At 34.6% G+C, this 17,475-nt stretch carries 18 protein-coding genes and 1 riboswitch; of the genes, 12 read left to right on the forward strand and 6 right to left on the reverse strand.

Annotation, left to right across the window (positions count from 1 at the left end; all coding sequences use genetic code 11):
- The first annotated feature begins 243 nt into the window (after positions 1 to 243).
- Positions 244 to 489 carry a hypothetical protein gene (locus ACODS7_RS14770; RefSeq protein WP_000417115.1) on the forward strand — a complete coding sequence of 82 codons (246 nt, stop codon included), beginning with the start codon at positions 244 to 246 and terminating at the stop codon, positions 487 to 489.
- 242 nt (positions 490 to 731) lie between these two features.
- On the opposite strand, the gene prsA is transcribed toward ACODS7_RS14770, so the two are convergent.
- The gene (prsA, locus tag ACODS7_RS14775) at positions 732 to 1,601 is read right to left on the reverse strand and encodes a peptidylprolyl isomerase PrsA (RefSeq protein ID WP_029442070.1); all 870 of its coding nucleotides are present in this window, start codon (positions 1,599 to 1,601) and stop codon (positions 732 to 734) included.
- A gap of 424 nt (positions 1,602 to 2,025) precedes the next feature.
- Positions 2,026 to 2,220 (reverse strand): hypothetical protein, encoded by a 195-nt coding sequence (locus tag ACODS7_RS14780; protein ID WP_000172690.1) that lies wholly within the window; start codon positions 2,218 to 2,220, stop codon positions 2,026 to 2,028.
- Between the two features lie 115 nt (positions 2,221 to 2,335).
- Between ACODS7_RS14780 and ACODS7_RS14785 the strand changes: the two genes are divergently transcribed.
- Positions 2,336 to 2,671 (forward strand): DUF1878 family protein, encoded by a 336-nt coding sequence (locus tag ACODS7_RS14785; RefSeq protein WP_000383657.1) that lies wholly within the window; start codon positions 2,336 to 2,338, stop codon positions 2,669 to 2,671.
- Positions 2,672 to 2,676: 5 nt separating this feature from the next.
- On the opposite strand, the gene ACODS7_RS14790 is transcribed toward ACODS7_RS14785, so the two are convergent.
- The 3 genes from ACODS7_RS14790 to ACODS7_RS14800 all read right to left on the reverse strand — a co-directional run bounded on the left by ACODS7_RS14790 (position 2,677) and on the right by ACODS7_RS14800 (position 4,510).
- Positions 2,677 to 3,234: an HTH-type transcriptional regulator Hpr gene (locus tag ACODS7_RS14790; RefSeq protein ID WP_243169083.1), complete on the reverse strand. Its 558-nt coding sequence runs from the start codon at positions 3,232 to 3,234 to the stop codon at positions 2,677 to 2,679.
- A 298-nt stretch (positions 3,235 to 3,532) separates the two neighbouring features.
- A complete protein-coding gene (locus tag ACODS7_RS14795; protein WP_000030302.1) occupies positions 3,533 to 3,895 on the reverse strand; it encodes a YtxH domain-containing protein in 363 nt (120 codons plus the stop codon).
- A 180-nt stretch (positions 3,896 to 4,075) separates the two neighbouring features.
- On the reverse strand, positions 4,076 to 4,510 hold the full coding sequence (locus ACODS7_RS14800) for an HIT family protein (protein ID WP_243169084.1): 435 nt from the start codon (positions 4,508 to 4,510) through the stop codon (positions 4,076 to 4,078).
- A 563-nt stretch (positions 4,511 to 5,073) separates the two neighbouring features.
- Between ACODS7_RS14800 and ecsA the strand changes: the two genes are divergently transcribed.
- From ecsA to ecsC, 3 genes are read left to right on the forward strand one after another with little or no spacing between them, the layout of a single operon-like run.
- Positions 5,074 to 5,817, forward strand: coding sequence for an ABC transporter ATP-binding protein EcsA (ecsA, locus tag ACODS7_RS14805; protein ID WP_001292597.1), 744 nt, complete (start codon positions 5,074 to 5,076; stop codon positions 5,815 to 5,817).
- Positions 5,810 to 7,021 carry an ABC transporter permease EcsB gene (gene ecsB / locus ACODS7_RS14810; RefSeq protein ID WP_029442071.1) on the forward strand — a complete coding sequence of 404 codons (1,212 nt, stop codon included), beginning with the start codon at positions 5,810 to 5,812 and terminating at the stop codon, positions 7,019 to 7,021. The genes ecsA and ecsB overlap by 8 nt, the downstream gene beginning before the upstream one ends.
- A gap of 13 nt (positions 7,022 to 7,034) precedes the next feature.
- Positions 7,035 to 7,742 carry an ecs operon protein EcsC gene (gene ecsC, locus ACODS7_RS14815; protein ID WP_016082591.1) on the forward strand — a complete coding sequence of 236 codons (708 nt, stop codon included), beginning with the start codon at positions 7,035 to 7,037 and terminating at the stop codon, positions 7,740 to 7,742.
- 40 nt (positions 7,743 to 7,782) lie between these two features.
- On the opposite strand, the gene ACODS7_RS14820 is transcribed toward ecsC, so the two are convergent.
- A complete protein-coding gene (locus ACODS7_RS14820) occupies positions 7,783 to 7,908 on the reverse strand; it encodes a YjcZ family sporulation protein (RefSeq protein ID WP_000522756.1) in 126 nt (41 codons plus the stop codon).
- Positions 7,909 to 8,063: 155 nt separating this feature from the next.
- Between ACODS7_RS14820 and ACODS7_RS14825 the strand changes: the two genes are divergently transcribed.
- The 7 genes from ACODS7_RS14825 to ACODS7_RS14855 form a co-directional block, all read left to right on the forward strand.
- On the forward strand, positions 8,064 to 8,645 hold the full coding sequence (locus ACODS7_RS14825; RefSeq protein ID WP_029442072.1) for a TetR/AcrR family transcriptional regulator: 582 nt from the start codon (positions 8,064 to 8,066) through the stop codon (positions 8,643 to 8,645).
- A 2-nt stretch (positions 8,646 to 8,647) separates the two neighbouring features.
- On the forward strand, positions 8,648 to 8,815 hold the full coding sequence (locus ACODS7_RS14830; protein ID WP_000783815.1) for a hypothetical protein: 168 nt from the start codon (positions 8,648 to 8,650) through the stop codon (positions 8,813 to 8,815).
- 79 nt (positions 8,816 to 8,894) lie between these two features.
- On the forward strand, positions 8,895 to 9,371 hold the full coding sequence (locus ACODS7_RS14835; protein ID WP_000371358.1) for a PH domain-containing protein: 477 nt from the start codon (positions 8,895 to 8,897) through the stop codon (positions 9,369 to 9,371).
- Positions 9,364 to 10,815, forward strand: coding sequence for a PH domain-containing protein (locus ACODS7_RS14840; protein WP_029442073.1), 1,452 nt, complete (start codon positions 9,364 to 9,366; stop codon positions 10,813 to 10,815). The genes ACODS7_RS14835 and ACODS7_RS14840 overlap by 8 nt, the downstream gene beginning before the upstream one ends.
- Positions 10,816 to 11,014: 199 nt before the next feature.
- Positions 11,015 to 11,668: a DUF975 family protein gene (locus ACODS7_RS14845; RefSeq protein WP_000625399.1), complete on the forward strand. Its 654-nt coding sequence runs from the start codon at positions 11,015 to 11,017 to the stop codon at positions 11,666 to 11,668.
- A gap of 567 nt (positions 11,669 to 12,235) precedes the next feature.
- Positions 12,236 to 12,772: a TetR/AcrR family transcriptional regulator gene (locus ACODS7_RS14850; RefSeq protein WP_029442074.1), complete on the forward strand. Its 537-nt coding sequence runs from the start codon at positions 12,236 to 12,238 to the stop codon at positions 12,770 to 12,772.
- Between the two features lie 172 nt (positions 12,773 to 12,944).
- A riboswitch (cyclic di-GMP riboswitch) is annotated at positions 12,945 to 13,037 on the forward strand.
- Positions 13,038 to 13,098: 61 nt separating this feature from the next.
- Positions 13,099 to 17,475 (forward strand): SpaA isopeptide-forming pilin-related protein (locus ACODS7_RS14855; protein ID WP_488826976.1); only part of this gene is annotated, 4,377 nt, incomplete at its 3' end.

A 17,475-nucleotide genomic window follows, 5' to 3' on the forward strand; every position in this document is an offset into this window, starting at 1 on the left:
GTTGACTGAAGAAAGGTTTTGTTGTAAAATTAAGATACGGATAAATACGTTCTGTGTATTTTAGAAAACGTGTTTCTGTACTAATTTAACATAGTTTCTTAATTTAATCAATAATGATGAGATAAACCCTTGGTTCCACGCGTTGTGAATCAAGGGTTTTTTGTTTTTCTGTAAGAAAGAATTGTGATTTTACCGAGGATGATCTAAGTAAAGCGTAGAAAAAATCAGGAATAGGGGATGCTGATGGAAAAATATTTTGAGGAAGCACATCGTTTTTGTTCTCGTAATAGAAAGCACTTAGAAAAGGATGTTATATGTGGTTGTTTTTATTGTTTAGAAATTTTCCATCCAGAAAAAATTACAGAGTGGTGGGATGATGATAACACAGCAGTTTGTCCGCATTGTGGGATTGACTCTATTATAGGGGAAAGTTCAGGATTTAGAATCACAGAAATGTTTTTAAGTGAAATGCATAAAAGATGGTTTTAGTTAAACGAATGACAAAATAAACTTTCGGTAACGAAGATAGTGTAAAACTAACTAAGATTTTACACTATCCATAAAATGAAAAAGACGTTATCCTTTCTATAGAATCGAAGAGTCAATCATGTAATTTCATTTACCCAATCTGTACACAATTTCCCCCTGGAAGAGGGGACATAAAAAAGCTCGGGCTTAGCCCGAGCTTTTCATTATTTCTTTTCATTATTTCTTTTCATTATTTCTTTTCATTATTTCTTTTCGTCTTTTTTAGCGTCAGCTTTTGGCTCTTCGAAAAGATCTTTTAAATCTTTATCGTCAACTTTTACGTCAGCTTTTTTGATTTCTTTCATCATAAGATCGTTCATGAATTGTGCATCTTGTACTTTTTCTTGAGCTAGTGATTTTTTAATATCAGCTTTTGCTTTATCGAAAGTTGCATCTGCGTGATTATCAGTTACTTTGATGATATGGTAACCGAATTGTGTTTTTACAGGTTCGCTTACTTCACCTTTTTTCAACTTTTGAGCTGCTTCTTCAAATTCTTTTACCATTTTCCCTGGTCCGAAGAATCCTAAGTCGCCACCTTTTTCTTTTGAACCTGTATCTTCAGAGTATTGTTTTGCTAATTCTTCGAAAGATTTACCTTGAGCAAGTTCATCTTTCACTTTTTTAGCAGTTTCTTCATCTTTTACAAGGATATGACTTGCTTTCACTTCTTTTTTATAATCCTCGAATTTTGCTTTTACATCTTTATCAGTAATCGATTGTTCAATCGCTTTTTCTTGAGCTAATTGAGCACGTACACTATTTTTTATAGTTTCTTCTTTAATACCTTGTTGTTTCATTAGTGTATCGAATTGATCACCGTATTGTTTTTTCATTTCATCGAACTTTTTATCTACATCTTTGTCTTCAACTTTGTAGTTTTTAATAAGTACTTTTTCCATAACCATGTTGTTTAGTACTTGTTTACCATGTTGTTGTTTCATTTGCGTGTAGAAATCTTCTTTCGTAATATCACCAGCTTTAGAAGTAACAACTTTTTCTGATGATGATGTTCCACATGCTGATAATGCAATTACACTTGTTGCGGCTAAGGCAAGCATCGCTTTCTTCATTCAATAAACACTCCTACTATTATGTATTTTTAATTTATCCTACACCGATGAACTTTAGTTCATAAGAGCCCGATTAAGTCTCACTGATACTTTTGCTTTTTATATTTGTAAAGCGCGCTTAACAGGGCTTACCGTGGCTGAGGATAAAGTTTTGATGAATGTTATTTGTTCTATAGTATAAGCAATATGTACAAAATTTAATATATCATATTTCGACTCGTTTTCATATTGATAAAGAAAAATTAACCAGTACGTGTCAGATTTTGAAAGTGTACCATATTGGGCGTATGCCGCATATACAGAATAGAGGAGGGGATGGGGATGAATTCTCAACTTATTTTATTACTTGTACTGTTTATTTTATTGGTTATTGTAGGTATAATTTGCTTATAGAGGAAAAAAGTGAGGAAGGGGCTTTCCTTCCTCACTTTCCATGAAATATAATTTCTATATAACTAGAAATTAATAAAATTGTTATACATACATTAATAACCCGAAAGACACCGGGCTGGCGGCTCGCAGCTATTTGTTTTCGTTCACACAGTGTATGTGTCATGAAATTCGTGTAAAATATAACAAGAAGTGCGAATGCGACAAAAACAACTGTTATAAGTGTCATGAGGCGAGACCTCCTTTTGGCTAAAATACATATACATATATTGTATCACACGATATTTTGTTCGTGTTACAAAATTCAGAAATAGAAGACTTTGTGTTAGAAAGTGAGGGAGAAAATGGACGTTGTTAGAAGATTAGAACAAGCTGAATACTACGTAGACCTACTATTTAAAATGATTGATGAAGAGAAGTGTCCATTTTATTCTTTGATCATAAAGAAAAAAGCTCGTAAAAAAGATATTGAACGTATACTAAATCTTTGTGAAAAACTGAACGAGCAATATGTAGTGGAGAAAGCAGAAGGGCTTCTTTTGTTCGATGCGCTGTTAAATCAATTTGAAAAAGCGCTTCCACATCAGCTCGAAGTACACGAAACTGCGGAAGCGCTAGCAAAACAAGGTTTATTTAAGCCGCTTATGAATGAATTCTTAAGCATGATTGCGAAAAAATAAATAGATTATTTCTTAACTAACTTTTGATCGGATTCTGTAAAGTTCTCTTCAATATCTTCTAATGATTTCTCAAAAATATCGATAAAGTCTTGTCCGTAAATATTACGCAGGATTGCAATCAGTTCGATATTTTCTGGGAACTTCCCATAAAAATTACGAAGTGCAAGAGCCCCATTAAATACCGAATTATTTTCAGGATCATACTCTTCCATTAAGCGAAGTAGTAATTCTTCCCCTTTGTCTGTAATTTCAATGTACGTATTTCGTTTATCATCTTCCTTTTTTGAGAATACAAGATAGCCGCGTTCTTCAAGCTTTTTAGAGAAGTTAAACGCTGTTGATACGTGCATAACTCCAAACTTAGCAATCCCAGAAATAGAAGCCCCTTTTAAATGATAAGCGATTGTTAAAATATGATGTTCATTAATATTTAAATCGTAAGGTTTAATCCACTGCTGCCAATCTTTCTCTACACATTTCCATAACGCTTTCGATAATTGAGCAATGCGTTGGCTGAAAATCATCGCTTCTTTTACCGAGTAATCTTTTTCTCCACTTTTCATTTACTCACCCACTTTAACATTCTTTTTCATTACTATCTATTATGCCAGTAAAATAAAAATTAATAAAGTCTTTTTGTAAGAATTGTGAAAATTTTTTAACAAAATGACATTCTATACAAATCATGCATAACTATGGAAGCGTTTTATGAGTCGTGAATACATGCGTTGTCCTTACATGTTAATTGATAACATATATTGTAAATGCATAAAAACACGGCATATCTATACGATATGCCGTGTCAAGGTCAATTTATATAAAAAATATTTGTTATATGCAAAAAACTAAGCAGGAATTTGTTTACGCTTTTTCTGGAACAGCTTCTTGCAGTTTCTCAATTGACTTTTGGATGTCCAAAATTTCTTTCTCAATATGGCGCTTGTTTTGAGAAATATCTTGTTTCCAGTTAGAAAGCGTGTCTTGCATGTCATCTTTTAGTTCTTGAAACACTTCTTTACCTTCTGAAGCAGTTTCAACAATTTGACGCTTTAATAATTTCGTATCAGCTGTAATATCAGCTAAAGTCTTTTTAATATCATTTCCTTTTTCTTTTAACTTGCCGCGCATGTCTTTACCAGAAGAAGGAGTTGAGAAAAGAACGGCTAGTCCAGCAACTGCTCCCCCGCAAATAACACCTGTAATAAAGGATTTAGCTTTTGACATAAAAGGAGACCTCCTTATTTTTTGTTCGTATTCATGATGTGAAAAAATATGCATATCTTTCTTATATGTGCTAGGCACAAACAATCATCCCTGAGCATTTTAGGTGAAGAAACAAGCCATGCGGAATTTGATGACTTCAGGGAAGTGGCTTGTTATGTATTACGCCTTCTTATAGTGTCATTATTTCACACTATTTGCAATTGTACTTGCGATGTTTTGTAAATTTTCCATAGTGTATTCATTTTGGTGTGATTTCCAAACAGCACCGAAACCATTTTTTTCACCGTAGCGTGGAATTAAATGAAGGTGGAAGTGGAACACAGTTTGTCCAGCTTTTTCACCGTTATTGTTAAGTAGGTTAAAGCCAACTGGATTAAACTCTGCTTTAATCGCATTTGAGATTTTTGGAACGACAGAAAAAATGTGTGATGCGATTTCTGGCGTTAACGCAAAAATGTCTTGTTTGTGAACTTTCGGAATAACAAGAGTATGTCCTTTTGTTACTTGACTAATATCTAAAAATGCAAGCACATGTTCATCTTCGTATACTTTTGAGCAAGGGATTTGCCCGTCAATGATTTTACAAAAAATACAATTGTCTGCTGTATGATTCATTGATCTCATCCTTTCAAATATCCTTAGCCGTATTTTACCATAATTACATAAGAGAACAAACACGAAAAACAGGAAGCTGACTCAGCTTCCTGTTTTCTGAAGAGGGATTGAAAAAGCATTATCGTAATTTACGTTTCGCAGACACCTCATTTATTTAAGAAATGCACGGTAAATCGGCTAAAGTTTCTGCCGTAGACACCCCATTTTCAAGTGAAATGAATTGCAATCTTTTTTTAAAATGAAATTGTTTATTTTTTAAAACAGTATATGCTCTTTCGGAGACACCCCGTTTCGAAAATGAAACAAATAATCTGGTTATGTGTAAATTTCATTGTCCAACATGGACACCCCATTTCATGATGACTTCACTATGTTGTTGTACTCATCAATTGGTGGTTGCTTTTTCAATGTGTTCCTTCTTCAATAATTATGATGTCCGCTTTCGGGAAAATATATGCTAATAAATTTAAATTTTTTTTTTGAGTACATGGATACTATGTAGTACAGCATAATTTTTGGTAAGATGAATATAGAATGAATACTAATGAAGAAAGTGGTGTCGTATGAGCGAGTTATTGCGTGTAGAAAATGTTACAGGAGGATATACGAAACGACCTGTATTAAAAGATGTTTCGTTCTCTGTTAATAAAGGCGAACTTGTCGGCTTAATCGGTTTAAATGGAGCTGGTAAAAGTACGACGATTAAACATATTATCGGTTTAATGGAACCGAAAAAAGGAACTGTCACAATTAATGGGAAAACAATTCGTGATGATATGACAGCGTACCGTTCTAGCTTTTCATTCATTCCAGAAACGCCGGTATTATATGATGAATTAACGTTAGAAGAGCATTTGAAATTAACAGCGATGGCGTACGGCGTTGATGAAAAACAATATGAAGAACGTGTAGGACAACTATTACATGAATTTCGCATGAAAAATCGTTTAAAATGGTTTCCATCTCATTTCTCAAAAGGGATGAAACAAAAAGTAATGATTATGAGCGCGTTTTTAGTTGAGCCATCTCTTTACATAGTAGACGAACCTTTCGTTGGATTAGATCCGTTAGCAATTCAATCTCTTCTTCAAATGATGGATCAAATGAAAAAGAGTGGAGCCGGTATTTTAATGAGCACACATATTTTAGCGACGGCAGAGCGTTATTGTGATTCGTTCATTATTCTGCATCAAGGTGAAGTAAGAGCGAAGGGAACATTAGCTGAACTGCAATCACAGTTTAATATGCCAGGTGCAACGTTAGATGATATTTACATCGCGCTAACAAAGGAAGAAGATTATGAATAGCGCAGCGTTATGGAAAGAACGATTTCGTCACTTTCTAAACGAAGTTCGTACATATAGTAAATACGTATTTAATGATCATTTGAAATTTATTTTCGTGTTCATCATCGGTGCGGGAGCGTATTATTACCAGCAATGGTTACAAACGTTAACATCTTCCTTTCCAACTGCGCTCGTAATGGCAGTATTAATTGGACTCGTGTTAACAGCTGGATCCATTCAAACGTTATTAAAAGAAGCGGATCTCGTTTACTTACTGCCAGTTGAAGAAAAGTTAAAACCTTACTTCACCAAGGCATTTCTTTTTACATTTATGATTCAGTTATACATAATCGCAATCGTAGCAGCTGCGCTTGCTCCGTTATACTTCCAACAAATGAAGCAAACAGGTGCTGGATACATTTGGATCGTCCTCGCATTTGTCATTGTAAAAGCGTGGAATTTATTTGTAGCGTGGGAAAAGTCATTTTTAACAGATCAAAATATACAAAGGGCTGATTGGTTTATTCGTTTTATCTTAAACGGTTTATTTGTATATTTCCTTGTAGAACGTACTTCAGTTCTTTTCATTGGCGGAATCGTTCTGCTCATGGTGTTATATCTTGCTATCATGCATCAAATGGTAAAAGGAAAGCCGCTAAACTGGGAGTATTTAATTTCTGAAGAAGGTAAGAAAATGATGCTGCTGTACCGAATTGCGAATATGTTCGTTGATGTACCAGCATTAAAAGAAAGAGTATCTCGCCGAAAATGGCTGGATTTCATTCTGTCGATAATCGGCGAAAAGCGTACATATTTATACTTATATACGAGAACGTTTTTAAGATCAGGTAACTATTTTGGATTATATGTGCGTCTGCTCGCTCTTGGAGGAGTTATTCTTTACTTCATTCCATTTTTATATGGACGATTTATCGTAAGTTTTATCTTCCTATACTTAATCGGCTATCAGCTATTAACTTTATGGAAACATCACCGCATGAAAATTTGGCTTGATTTGTATCCAGTAAAGGTAGATGAAAAGAAGAAAGATTTTCTTACTTTATTAAATGCGATTCTAATCATCGGGAGCGTAATCTTTACAGTTATATTTGCACTAGCAACGAAAGATTTCATGATGACAGGAATTTTACTTGTCGTAAGCATATTATTTAGTATCGGTTTCGTTTACCAATACGGGGCGAAGCGCATTGAGCGTTTAAATTGAAAGGAATGAACCTATGATTACATACGAAGAGAAGGTTATAAAAGAATTGGAGCAGTGGAAAGCTACATTCATGAAAGATTCTTCTATGATGACACGGTTCTCCAAAAAAGTGCAGACGAAAGTGCAACAGCTCATTCCGGCGAAAGTACAAAAAGTGCTAACAGAGACGATCCGGATGATGGTACAAACAATTAGCGCCGGGTCAAACTTTATAAAGCCGAAGCTAAAAGAGACGACATGGTCACTGCAAAGACGTGACGATGAAGTTCGTAAAAAAATGGATGAGTACAAAAAAATAGCAGCGGCAGAAGGAGCAGGGACGGGAGCTGGTGGTATTCTCCTCGGTCTTGCTGACTTTCCGCTTTTACTCGGCATTAAAATTAAATTTTTATTCGATGCAGCAACATTGTACGGATTTGATACGAGCGACAAAGAAGAGCGCCTTTTTATCCTTCACGTTTTCCAGCTTGCCTTTTCAAGTGACGACCACCGAAAAGAAATATGGAAAGCAATCGAAACATGGGATACAGAAGAAGAAAATCATATGGACTGGGAAAAGTTCCAAACAGAGTACCGAGACTATATCGATTTAGCAAAAATGCTTCAGCTCGTACCCATAATCGGTGCCCCGGTCGGCGCGTATGCGAACTATCAATTATTGCAAAGACTTGGGGAAGTAACGATGAATTGTTATCGTATGCGGTTGCTGAATAGGGATTAAAAAGAAGGCGTCCTACATGTGTAATGTAGGACGCCTTTTCTTAGAAGCTAAGTCCGATATAGCTAACTCCAACTATAATCAATACGATAAAAAGTACAATGATTAATGAAAATCCGCTCTTGCCAGCTTGTCCCGCTTCACCGCCGCCATTACCACCAAGTCCCATATGATATCCCCCTTATTGTTATATGTTGCTTTTACTTTATAACTTTCTGTATTTTCCAATAAACCCCTTCTGTAGTACTAACTAAATTGAAAATCATTTCGTTTTGTTTTATAATTTACTTACCGACCGGTAAGTAAAAATAAGTGAGGTACAGTATGACGAAGAATTTACAAACATCGCAGAACATTGTAGAGGCATCATTTAAACTTATGGCAGAACATGGCATTGAGAAGATGAGTCTTTCCATGATTGCGAAAGAGGTAGGTATTTCAAAACCGGCTATTTACTATCATTTTTCTTCTAAAGAAGCGTTAGTTGATTTTTTATTTGAAGAGATTTTTTCTGATTATCATTTTGCAAATTACTTCGATAAAGAGCAGTATACGAAAGAAAACTTTGCAGAAAAGTTAATCACAGATGGTTTACATATGCTCTCTGAGTATGAAGGGCAAGAAGGAATACTACGCGTTATCAATGAATTTATCGTAACTGCATCGCGAAATGAAAAGTACCAGAAACGTTTATTTGAAATACAAGAGGATTTCTTACATGGTTTCCACGATTTATTGAAGAAAGGCGCGAGACTGGGCGTTGTGTCACAACATGAAACGGAAGAAAATGCTCATACGCTAGCACTCGTGATCGATAATATGAGCAACTATATGCTCATGGGATTCCAGTTAAAGTATAAAGAAATTTGGATTCGAAATGTGAAAAACGTAATGAAGGAGGAGTAAAAATGAAAATGCAAAAAAACTGGTGGCTCGGTTTTCTTGGATTTATTGGGGTTTATAAAATACCAGGTATGATTGAAGCTTTTCAAGCGGATGGAAGTTGGATGAAGTTAATCGGTTTCATTTGGTTACTTTGGTTCGGATATTTTATTCCAGAGAAGAAAGAAGATTAAATTTCAATTTTCTGTAAAGTTATGTAAAATGTAGATTAAGAGTATTCATATATTAGATTACTAGATTTGGAGTGGTTACATGGATCCATTGAAAAATGAAATTCACCCTGACATGGTCAAGGTGTGGAAAGTTCGTGCTGTAATTGAAGAAGGGATCGGTATACTCGTCATTTTAGCTTACCTTTTCCTTATGATAAAGTTTGATTGGTGGGCGTGGATTTTGTATGTGATGATTGGGCTAACAGTTGTGTTCGCACCATTTTCGTACTTCTTATTCCCGAAACTACGTCAACGTTATTACAGCTACCAACTAAATGAGGAAGAGCTTGAAATTCAGCATGGTCTTTTTGTCGTAAAGCGCGTATTAGTACCGATGATTCGTGTACAGCACGTAACGATTGAACAAGGTCCGATTATGAGAAAATATGGCTTAGCAGAATTACACATTTCAACGGCAGCAACTTCTCACAGCATCCCAGGCTTAACGATGTATGAAGCAGAAATGTTGAAAACGAAAATCGCAGAATTAGCGAAAGTGAGTGATGAGGATGTATAAGAGGCAGCATCCAATCACGATGTTATTAGAATTAAAAATAACAGATTTTATACCACTCATTATTTTCATGTTCAGCTTAAACGGAAAATTTCCGTTTTGGTATTTAATTCCCGCAGCATTTGGTTTACTCACCGTTTTTTCAGCATTTGAAAAATGGTATTACACAACATATTGGGTTGAAAATAACGTATTACATGTGAAAAAAGGTCTCTTCGTGAAAAAGGAGAGCTACTTAAATAAAGAACGTGTTCAAACGATTAATACAAGTTCTAACGTGCTCTATCAAATGCTCGGTTTGAAAAAAATTCAGATTGAAACAGCTGGTGGGGGCGATGAAGCAGAAGTTAGCTTAGCTGGTATTACGGCAGAAGAAGCGGCGGAGCTTATTGCTTTGCTAAATGAGCCAACTCCAGAAGTGAAAGCAGAAGGAACGTTAGACGAAGCAACAGAAAATACAGTAGAAAAAGAAATTGTTACAGAAGAAAAACAAGCGACAGAGTATAAATTAACTTGGAAAGAGATTTTATTAGCATCTGTTACATCTGGTCAATTTGGACTATTATTCTCTTTAATCTTTTTCGTCTATCACCAAGTAGATGAGTACATTCCGAAATGGATAGAGAATGGCGTAAAGTCGTATGTAATGGAACATGATATATATGGCTGGATTTTCATGGTAGCTATTTTGCTCGTTCTTTCGTGGGTTATATCTACAATTGGCTACGCGTTAAAACATGGTAACTTCACAGTAAATCGAAAAAATGATGAAGTCCGTATTTCGCAAGGGTTACTGGAAAGAAAAGAACTCGTACTAAAATTGCACCGTATTCAAGGTATTACGATAAAAGAAAGCATTTTACGCCAACCATTCGGTTATTGTGCTGTGCAAGTAGAAGTAATTCAAAGTAAGGGAATGGATGACGAAAAAGAAAAAGTTACGCTGCATCCAATTATTCGAAAAGATCGCGTGCAACAGTTACTCGCACATTTACAGTTACCATATGAACTGAATACAAACATTATTTCATTACCAAAAGCAGCATTGCGCCGCTATCTCATTGATAGTTTCATTTTCTTCGCTATGTTAGGAATCCCGCTTACTGGAATAAGTATATACTCTGAAAAGCACTTCATCATGTGGGCATTAATTCCGCTCGCGATCCTCATCTTTACACTTGGATACGCAACATTTAAAACAAATGGTTACAGTGTTAACGGAGAACAAATTACACTTGTCTATCGTAGCGTCGGAAAATATACAGGACTTATTAGAAGAAGACATGTCCAATCAATGGAGAAGACACAATCATATTTCCAGCGCCGAGCGGATTTATGTACGTATAAGTTTTCTAGTGCATCATCTAGTTATAAAATAGAGCATACGAGAGTAGAAGACGCGGAGAGAATGCAGGATTGGTATAAGAAGAGAATGAGTGAGGAATAATTTGAGAAAGCTTGCCTAGTCTGAAGGGCAAGCTTTTTTGTTATAGGGAAAAGAGTCGTTTAATCCATATATTAGTACAACTACAGCAAACATGTATCAATACGCATGAAAAAAGGTAATATGCTTCTGTTTTGGGGAATATGTGGAATTTTTGATGTAAATGGTATACAAAAATACAAATAGTATTAGGAGGTTATATATGATAAGTCAGTTGAAAAGAGAAGCACTTGATGCATTAAAAGGAAGATGGGGATTAGCGGTAGGGGCAACTTTATTAATTGGAATCCTTATTGGAGCTGTTGAAATGCTAACAACAGGTATTTTCTCGATATTTTGGGGTTGGGAAGAGGCAAGTGATTCACTTACAGTAAGTATTATTGTAATGCTTGTTATTGGTCCATTAACAATAGGTGCCTATTATCTTGTTTTAAATGCAATTCGTGGGACTGATGCTCGCATTGGTCATATATTTAGATGGTTTAGCGATGGAAGTAAGTTGATGAAGTCGTTTTTAACATATTTACTAATGTATGTATACTTGACTCTATGGACATTACTTCTTATTATTCCAGGTATTATTAAATCATTTTCTTATTCTATGACATATTTTATTTTGAATGATCATCCAGAATATACAGCGAATCAAGCGATTACTGAGAGTCGTCATATGATGAATGGACATAAAATGGATTACTTTTTACTATGCTTAAGTTTCTTAGGCTGGTTCATATTAAGTATTCTTACTATAGGAATCGGTTTCTTATGGTTAGCACCTTATTTCTACGCGACATCAGCCGCATTTTATGAAGAGATTTCAAAAGAATATTATAAAAAAGAAGGCACTACTTTCTAATAAAACACATAAACCATCTGTTCCCTATATTCTTTAGGGGGTAGGTGGTTTTCTTTTTTGAGGACTTTGTCTAAAAAATAGGTAAGATTATTTTTAGGAAAAATAAAAGGAGCAACATAAATGAAATATACTTGTCCATGTTGCGTATATAAAGTGAAACTTTAATCAGTGGGGATTTTGTTCATTCCCCACTGATTATTAGTTCTCACCAATCGGGCATTTATGGGCAGCCCGCCTCCCGCCTAACTCCTTTGTTTTAGCTGAATTTTGAGGTGGGGGTCTTACTGTCCAGCAAATAGCGGGATAAAGTAATAAGAAGGACTAAATCGGTAAATTTTATTAATGGATATATTAGGAATGAATATGAAAGTATAGATGTATAGTCAATGTTGTGTATTTGATGTTATCATATTGAATGATATGGAAATTTTTAATAGAATAAGTAACTAAAAATTCAAAGGTAATGAAGCTTTTGTTGTATAAAGAAAATACTTAGTAGTAATCAACAATATTAAAAATAAGATTCGTATTTATATAAATTTAGTAGAAATGGGGTTTTAAAAAGGAATGAGTATCAGCATAACGCGGCAAAAGATTTTGGCGGCCGCTTCTCAAATTGTGCAATGTAAAGGGGTTGCTAAATTAACCTTAGAAGCAGTGGCAAAAGAGGCGGGTGTAAGTAAAGGTGGATTATTGTATCACTTTGCAAATAAAGAAGCTTTAATAGAAGGTATGATAGTCAGAGGGATAGAGGATTATGAGGGCGCTATTTACAATAAAGTAGCGGAAGACTCAGAGAGGAAAGGGAGATGGGTTCGCTCTTTTGTAGAGGAAAGATTAAGTAATGAGAGAAGAACAGAAGAGTTGTCTAGTAGTATGATGGCAGCATTCATGTTAAAACCTGAATTACTTGAGCCATTACAACAATCATTTCAGCAACTGCAAAAGAATATAGAAAACGATGAGATAGATTCAGTATGTGCAACAATTATTAGATTAGCAGCAGATGGATTATGGTATTCGGAATATTTAGGGGTTGGCAGACTAAGCCCCGAGTTAAGAGAAAAAGTGATTCAAGCTCTTATTGTTAATTCGTATAAATAGAATATACGAACTATATAATGTGAAAACAATTCACCATTACTTATTTAATGTAGTGGTGAATTGTTTTTTTTATTAGAAAAATAGAACAATTTTATAGAGTATTGAATTATAACCGTCCAGACGGTATAGTAATATTTGGTTTAAGAGGAAAATGAAACAAAAAAAGAATAAAAGATATTTTTAGCACACTATTCGAAAGGATAGGCCGCAAAGCTTAGAGTCTACGGTAATACATATTGGTTACTAAGATCGTCTGGTTGCACATTTTTGATGCAACCGGACGGTCTTTTTTTTGTTATATAAATATAAAAAAATAGGAGGGAACTATGCAAATGAAAAGTACTAAAAGGCATATTTCAATGGTTTCATTAGTTTTTCTAGTATTATTTTCAGTGCTGAATGTGTGGGCTCCAGTTATTCAAGCTGCTGTGATGAAAAGTCCAGTGGACGAAATTAATATTTCCCGTACTGATGGCACGACATCTGAACCGTATCAAGCCTCAGATGGTATGAAAGTAGAAGTGAAGTGGTCAGCTAAAGAAAAAATAAAAAGTGGAGATCAATTCACAATTGATATGCCAAAAGAGTTTCGAAAAGACCTTATGAATATGAGTTTTCCTTTAAAAGATGCTGAAGGAAAAACAGTTGGTACATGTGAGATGAAAAAGGGCCTATTAACATGTACTATGGGTGATTACGTAGAAGGAAAGAATAACATTAAAGGTTCTTTATTCGTAGAATTCTACTTTGGTCTAGAAGCATATGATGGTGTTAAAGAAATTCCATTAGAATTTAACGTTGATGGTCAAATCGTCAATAAAGAAGTAAGTGTAAATAATACGACAGAGAGACCGAAGCCACAGCCCAATACGGAAAATTTATTGAAATGGGGTTCTTATAATCAAGAAGATCCTTCAATTGCTGATTGGCTTGTATATGTAAATGCAACTGGAACAGAAATGCAAGATCTTAAATTAACAGATACATTAGGACCTGGGCATGAGTTAATTACAGACAGCGTAGTATTAGAAGAGGCTGTATTTGAAGATGGTTATGCACCAACAAATATTAAGCCAGCAGATTTATCTAACATTAAAATTAATGCAACAAAGACTGGATTTACAATTGAATTTCCAGACAGTTCAAAAGGCTATATTTTAAGATATAAAACAAAGGTTACAAATCCTGCTGCAAAGCCTCATAAAAATACAGTGAAATTAGAAGGCAAAAATATTAAAACTGAAGAAAAAGTAGGACAAGTATTCGTAAGTGGTGGGGGAGGATCCGGTTCAGGTGACGATAATCCACCTAGCATTGAAAAAAATATAGTTGATGAGATTGGTAAGTCTGTAGAACATCAGCAGTTAACACAAATGGATCAACCTATTCAATATCAAGTTGGTACACATATACCGAAAGATCCGCCTAAATACACATCTATGGTAATTAGTGATGATTTAGAAGATGTTTTAGAAGTATTAGAGGCAAAGGTGTATGATCAAAATGGCCAAGATATTACTTCTAAAGGAACATTAAAGATAGATAAACAAAAAAGTGAAGTAACATTTACATTTGGTGAGAGTTTTGACTATAAGTCATATGAAGACCAGATAATTAACCTTAGTATTAAGGCGAAAATTAAAAATAATGCAGACTTATCTTCTTACGTAGATAAGAAGATTCCTAATAAAGCAGAATTACATTTTGATGATAAAACATTAACATCAAAAGAAGTAACCATTACGCCGCCTGAAGCTCCAAAAGACGGTACAGTATCAATTCATAAAATAGATGCTGAGGATTCGAATAAAGGGTTAAAAGGTGCCGAATTTGAAGTTCGAAATAGTGCAAATGAAGTTGTTGCAAAACTGAAAACGGACGAAAAAGGTTTTTCAGTACCTCAAACTTTAGCTCCTGGGACGTATAAAGTTTATGAAACAGTAGCGCCAGAAGGATATCAAAAATTAACAAGCCCAGTAGAGGTTACACTTCAAGCTGGAGAAACAAAAACAATTGAAATTAAAAACACTATGCAAAAGGGTCAAATTGAAGTAAAGAAAATTGATTCGGAAAATGGTGAAAAACCATTAGCAAATGCAGAGTTTGATATAGTAAAAGACGGTGTAGTAGTCGAACATATTGTTACAGATAAAGATGGTAAGGCAATCTCTAAACCGTTAGCACCAGGAAAATATATTTTAAAAGAAACAAAAGCACCTGAAGGCTACCAATTAAAAGAAACAGAGTTCGAAGTAAATGTAACAGGGGACGGCATATTCCCAATACAAGTGGAAAATGCAATGGTAGACAAAGGTAATATAGAAATTACAAAAGTGGACAAAGAAAACGGGGCAGTATTAGCCGGTGTCGAATTTGAAGTCCAAGATGAGAAAGATGGCGTAGTAAGAAAAGTAGTAACAGATAAAGATGGAAAAGCAAACGTTTCAGATCTATCAGTAGGAAAGTACAAATTAGTAGAGACGAAAAGCTTACCAGGTTATAAAAAGCTAACAGAACCAGTACCATTTGAAATAAAAAAAGGTATGACAAAAGCTTTAGCAATAAAAGTAGAAAATGAGCAGTTAGACAAAGGTTCAGTAGAAATTACAAAAATAGATAAAGATAGTCAAAAAGTATTAGAGGGCGTAGTCTTCGAAGTGCAAGATGAGCAAGGCAAAGTAGTAACAGAAGTAAAAACAGATAAAGATGGTAAAGCAAAAATCTCTGATTTATTAGTAGGAAAGTACAAATTAGTAGAGACGAAAAGCTTACCTGGCTACAAAAAGCTAACAGATTCAGTATCATTCGAAATTACAAAAGGTATGACAACAGTCCTATCATTGAAAGTAGAAAATGAACAGTTAGATAAAGGTTCAGTAGAAATTACAAAAGTAGATAAAGATAACAAAAAAGCATTAAAAGGTGTAGTCTTTGAAGTGCAAGATGAAGCTGGAACAGTAGTAAAGGAAGTAAAAACAGATAAAAATGGTAAAGCAAAAATCTCAGATCTATCAGTAGGAAAGTACAAATTAGTAGAGAAAGAAAGTTTGCCAGGCTATAAGAAACTAACAGATCCAGTATCATTTGAAATCAAAAAAGGCATGACCGAAGTTCTATCATTAAAAATAGAAAATGAAATGGTAGATACGGGAAATATAGAGATAACAAAGATAGATAAAGATAATAAAGCACCGTTAGCGGGAGTAACATTCATCGTCCAAGATGAAAAGGGTAATGAAGTTACAAAAGTAACGACAGATAAAGATGGAAAAGCAAATGTTTCAGATTTACCTGTAGGAAAGTATGAATTAGTAGAGGTAGAAAGTTTACCTGGTTATAAAAAGCTAGAAAAACCAGTATCATTTGAAATCAAAAAAGGCATGACCGAGGTTCTATCATTAAAAGTAGAAAATGAAATGGTGGATACAGGGAATGTAGAGATAACAAAAATAGATAAAGATAGTAAAGCTCCATTAGAAAATGTTGTATTTGAAGTACGTGATTCAAAAGGAAAAGTAGTTGCGAAAGTAACGACGGATAAAGAAGGAAAAGCAAACGTTTCAGATTTACCTATTGGGAAGTATGAGTTGGTGGAAGTAGAAACACCGGCAGGATACAAACCACTAGAAAAGCCAATTTCATTCGAAATTGAAAAGGGTAGAGTAACAGCGCTAAAGCTAACAGTAGAAAATGAATTAGTGGATACAGGAAATGTAGAAATTACAAAAGTAGATAAAGAAAATAAAGATGCTTTAGCTGATGCAGTATTTGAGATTCAAGATGCAGCAGGACAAGTAGTCGCTAAAATAACGACAGATAAAAAAGGACAAGCACAAGTTACTAATTTATCAGTCGGCACATACAAGTTAGTAGAAGTAAAGGCACCAAAAGGGTATAAACAATTAGTAGATCCGATTACTTTCCAAATTGAAAAAGGCATGACAAAATCTCTTGCTTTAACAGTAGAAAACGAAATGTTAGACAAGGGAAATGTAGAAATCACAAAAGTAGATAAAGATAGCCAAAAAGTATTAGAAGGCGTAGTCTTCGAAGTTCAAGACGACAAAGGCAAAGTAGTAACAGAAGTAACGACAGATAAAGAAGGAAAAGCAAACGTTTCAGAGCTATCAGTAGGAAAATACAAATTAGTAGAGACGAAGAGCTTACCAGGTTACAAAAAGCTAACAGAACCAGTATCATTCGAAATCAAAAAAGGTATGACGAAAGTTTTATCATTGAAAGTAGAGAATGAACAGTTAGATAAAGGTTCAGTAGAAATTACAAAGGTGGACAAAGAAAGTGGCGCAGTATTAGCGGGCGTAACATTCGAAGTGCAAGATGAAAAAGATAAAGTAGTAACAAAAGTAAAAACAGATAAAGAAGGAAAAGCAACAATTTTCGATTTATCAGTAGGAAAATATAAGCTAGTAGAGGTAGAGAGCTTACCAGGATATAAAAAACTAGCGAAACCAGTATCATTCGAAATTAAAAAAGGAATGACAGAAGTCTTATCACTAAAAGTAGAGAATGAACAGTTAGATAAGGGTTCAGTAGAGATTACAAAAGTAGATAAAGACAGTCAGAAGACATTAGCAGGCGTAGTCTTTGAAGTTCAAGATGAAAACGGTAAAGTAGTAACAGAAGTAAAAACAGATAAAAAAGGTAAAGCAAAAATCTCAGACTTATCAGTAGGAAAGTACAAA

It is taken from the genome of Bacillus sp. FG16 (assembly GCF_057809515.1).

Bases quoted from the DNA above. Each gene is read 5' to 3' on its own strand.
- ACODS7_RS14830 (WP_000783815.1), top strand. From the start codon at position 8,648: ATGAAAATGCAAAAAAACTGGTGGCTCGGTTTTCTTGGATTTATTGGG.
- ACODS7_RS14785 (WP_000383657.1), top strand. From the start codon at position 2,336: ATGGACGTTGTTAGAAGATTAGAACAAGCTGAATACTACGTAGACCTA.
- prsA (WP_029442070.1), bottom strand. From the start codon at position 1,601: ATGAAGAAAGCGATGCTTGCCTTAGCCGCAACAAGTGTAATTGCATTA.
- ACODS7_RS14795 (WP_000030302.1), bottom strand. From the start codon at position 3,895: ATGTCAAAAGCTAAATCCTTTATTACAGGTGTTATTTGCGGGGGAGCA.
- ecsC (WP_016082591.1), top strand. From the start codon at position 7,035: ATGATTACATACGAAGAGAAGGTTATAAAAGAATTGGAGCAGTGGAAA.
- ecsB (WP_029442071.1), top strand. From the start codon at position 5,810: ATGAATAGCGCAGCGTTATGGAAAGAACGATTTCGTCACTTTCTAAAC.
- ACODS7_RS14800 (WP_243169084.1), bottom strand. From the start codon at position 4,510: ATGAATCATACAGCAGACAATTGTATTTTTTGTAAAATCATTGACGGG.
- ACODS7_RS14790 (WP_243169083.1), bottom strand. From the start codon at position 3,234: ATGAAAAGTGGAGAAAAAGATTACTCGGTAAAAGAAGCGATGATTTTC.
- ACODS7_RS14850 (WP_029442074.1), top strand. From the start codon at position 12,236: ATGAGTATCAGCATAACGCGGCAAAAGATTTTGGCGGCCGCTTCTCAA.
- ACODS7_RS14840 (WP_029442073.1), top strand. From the start codon at position 9,364: ATGTATAAGAGGCAGCATCCAATCACGATGTTATTAGAATTAAAAATA.
- ACODS7_RS14835 (WP_000371358.1), top strand. From the start codon at position 8,895: ATGGATCCATTGAAAAATGAAATTCACCCTGACATGGTCAAGGTGTGG.
- ACODS7_RS14825 (WP_029442072.1), top strand. From the start codon at position 8,064: ATGACGAAGAATTTACAAACATCGCAGAACATTGTAGAGGCATCATTT.
- ACODS7_RS14770 (WP_000417115.1), top strand. From the start codon at position 244: ATGGAAAAATATTTTGAGGAAGCACATCGTTTTTGTTCTCGTAATAGA.
- ecsA (WP_001292597.1), top strand. From the start codon at position 5,074: ATGAGCGAGTTATTGCGTGTAGAAAATGTTACAGGAGGATATACGAAA.
- ACODS7_RS14780 (WP_000172690.1), bottom strand. From the start codon at position 2,220: ATGACACTTATAACAGTTGTTTTTGTCGCATTCGCACTTCTTGTTATA.
- ACODS7_RS14820 (WP_000522756.1), bottom strand. From the start codon at position 7,908: ATGGGACTTGGTGGTAATGGCGGCGGTGAAGCGGGACAAGCTGGCAAG.
- ACODS7_RS14845 (WP_000625399.1), top strand. From the start codon at position 11,015: ATGATAAGTCAGTTGAAAAGAGAAGCACTTGATGCATTAAAAGGAAGA.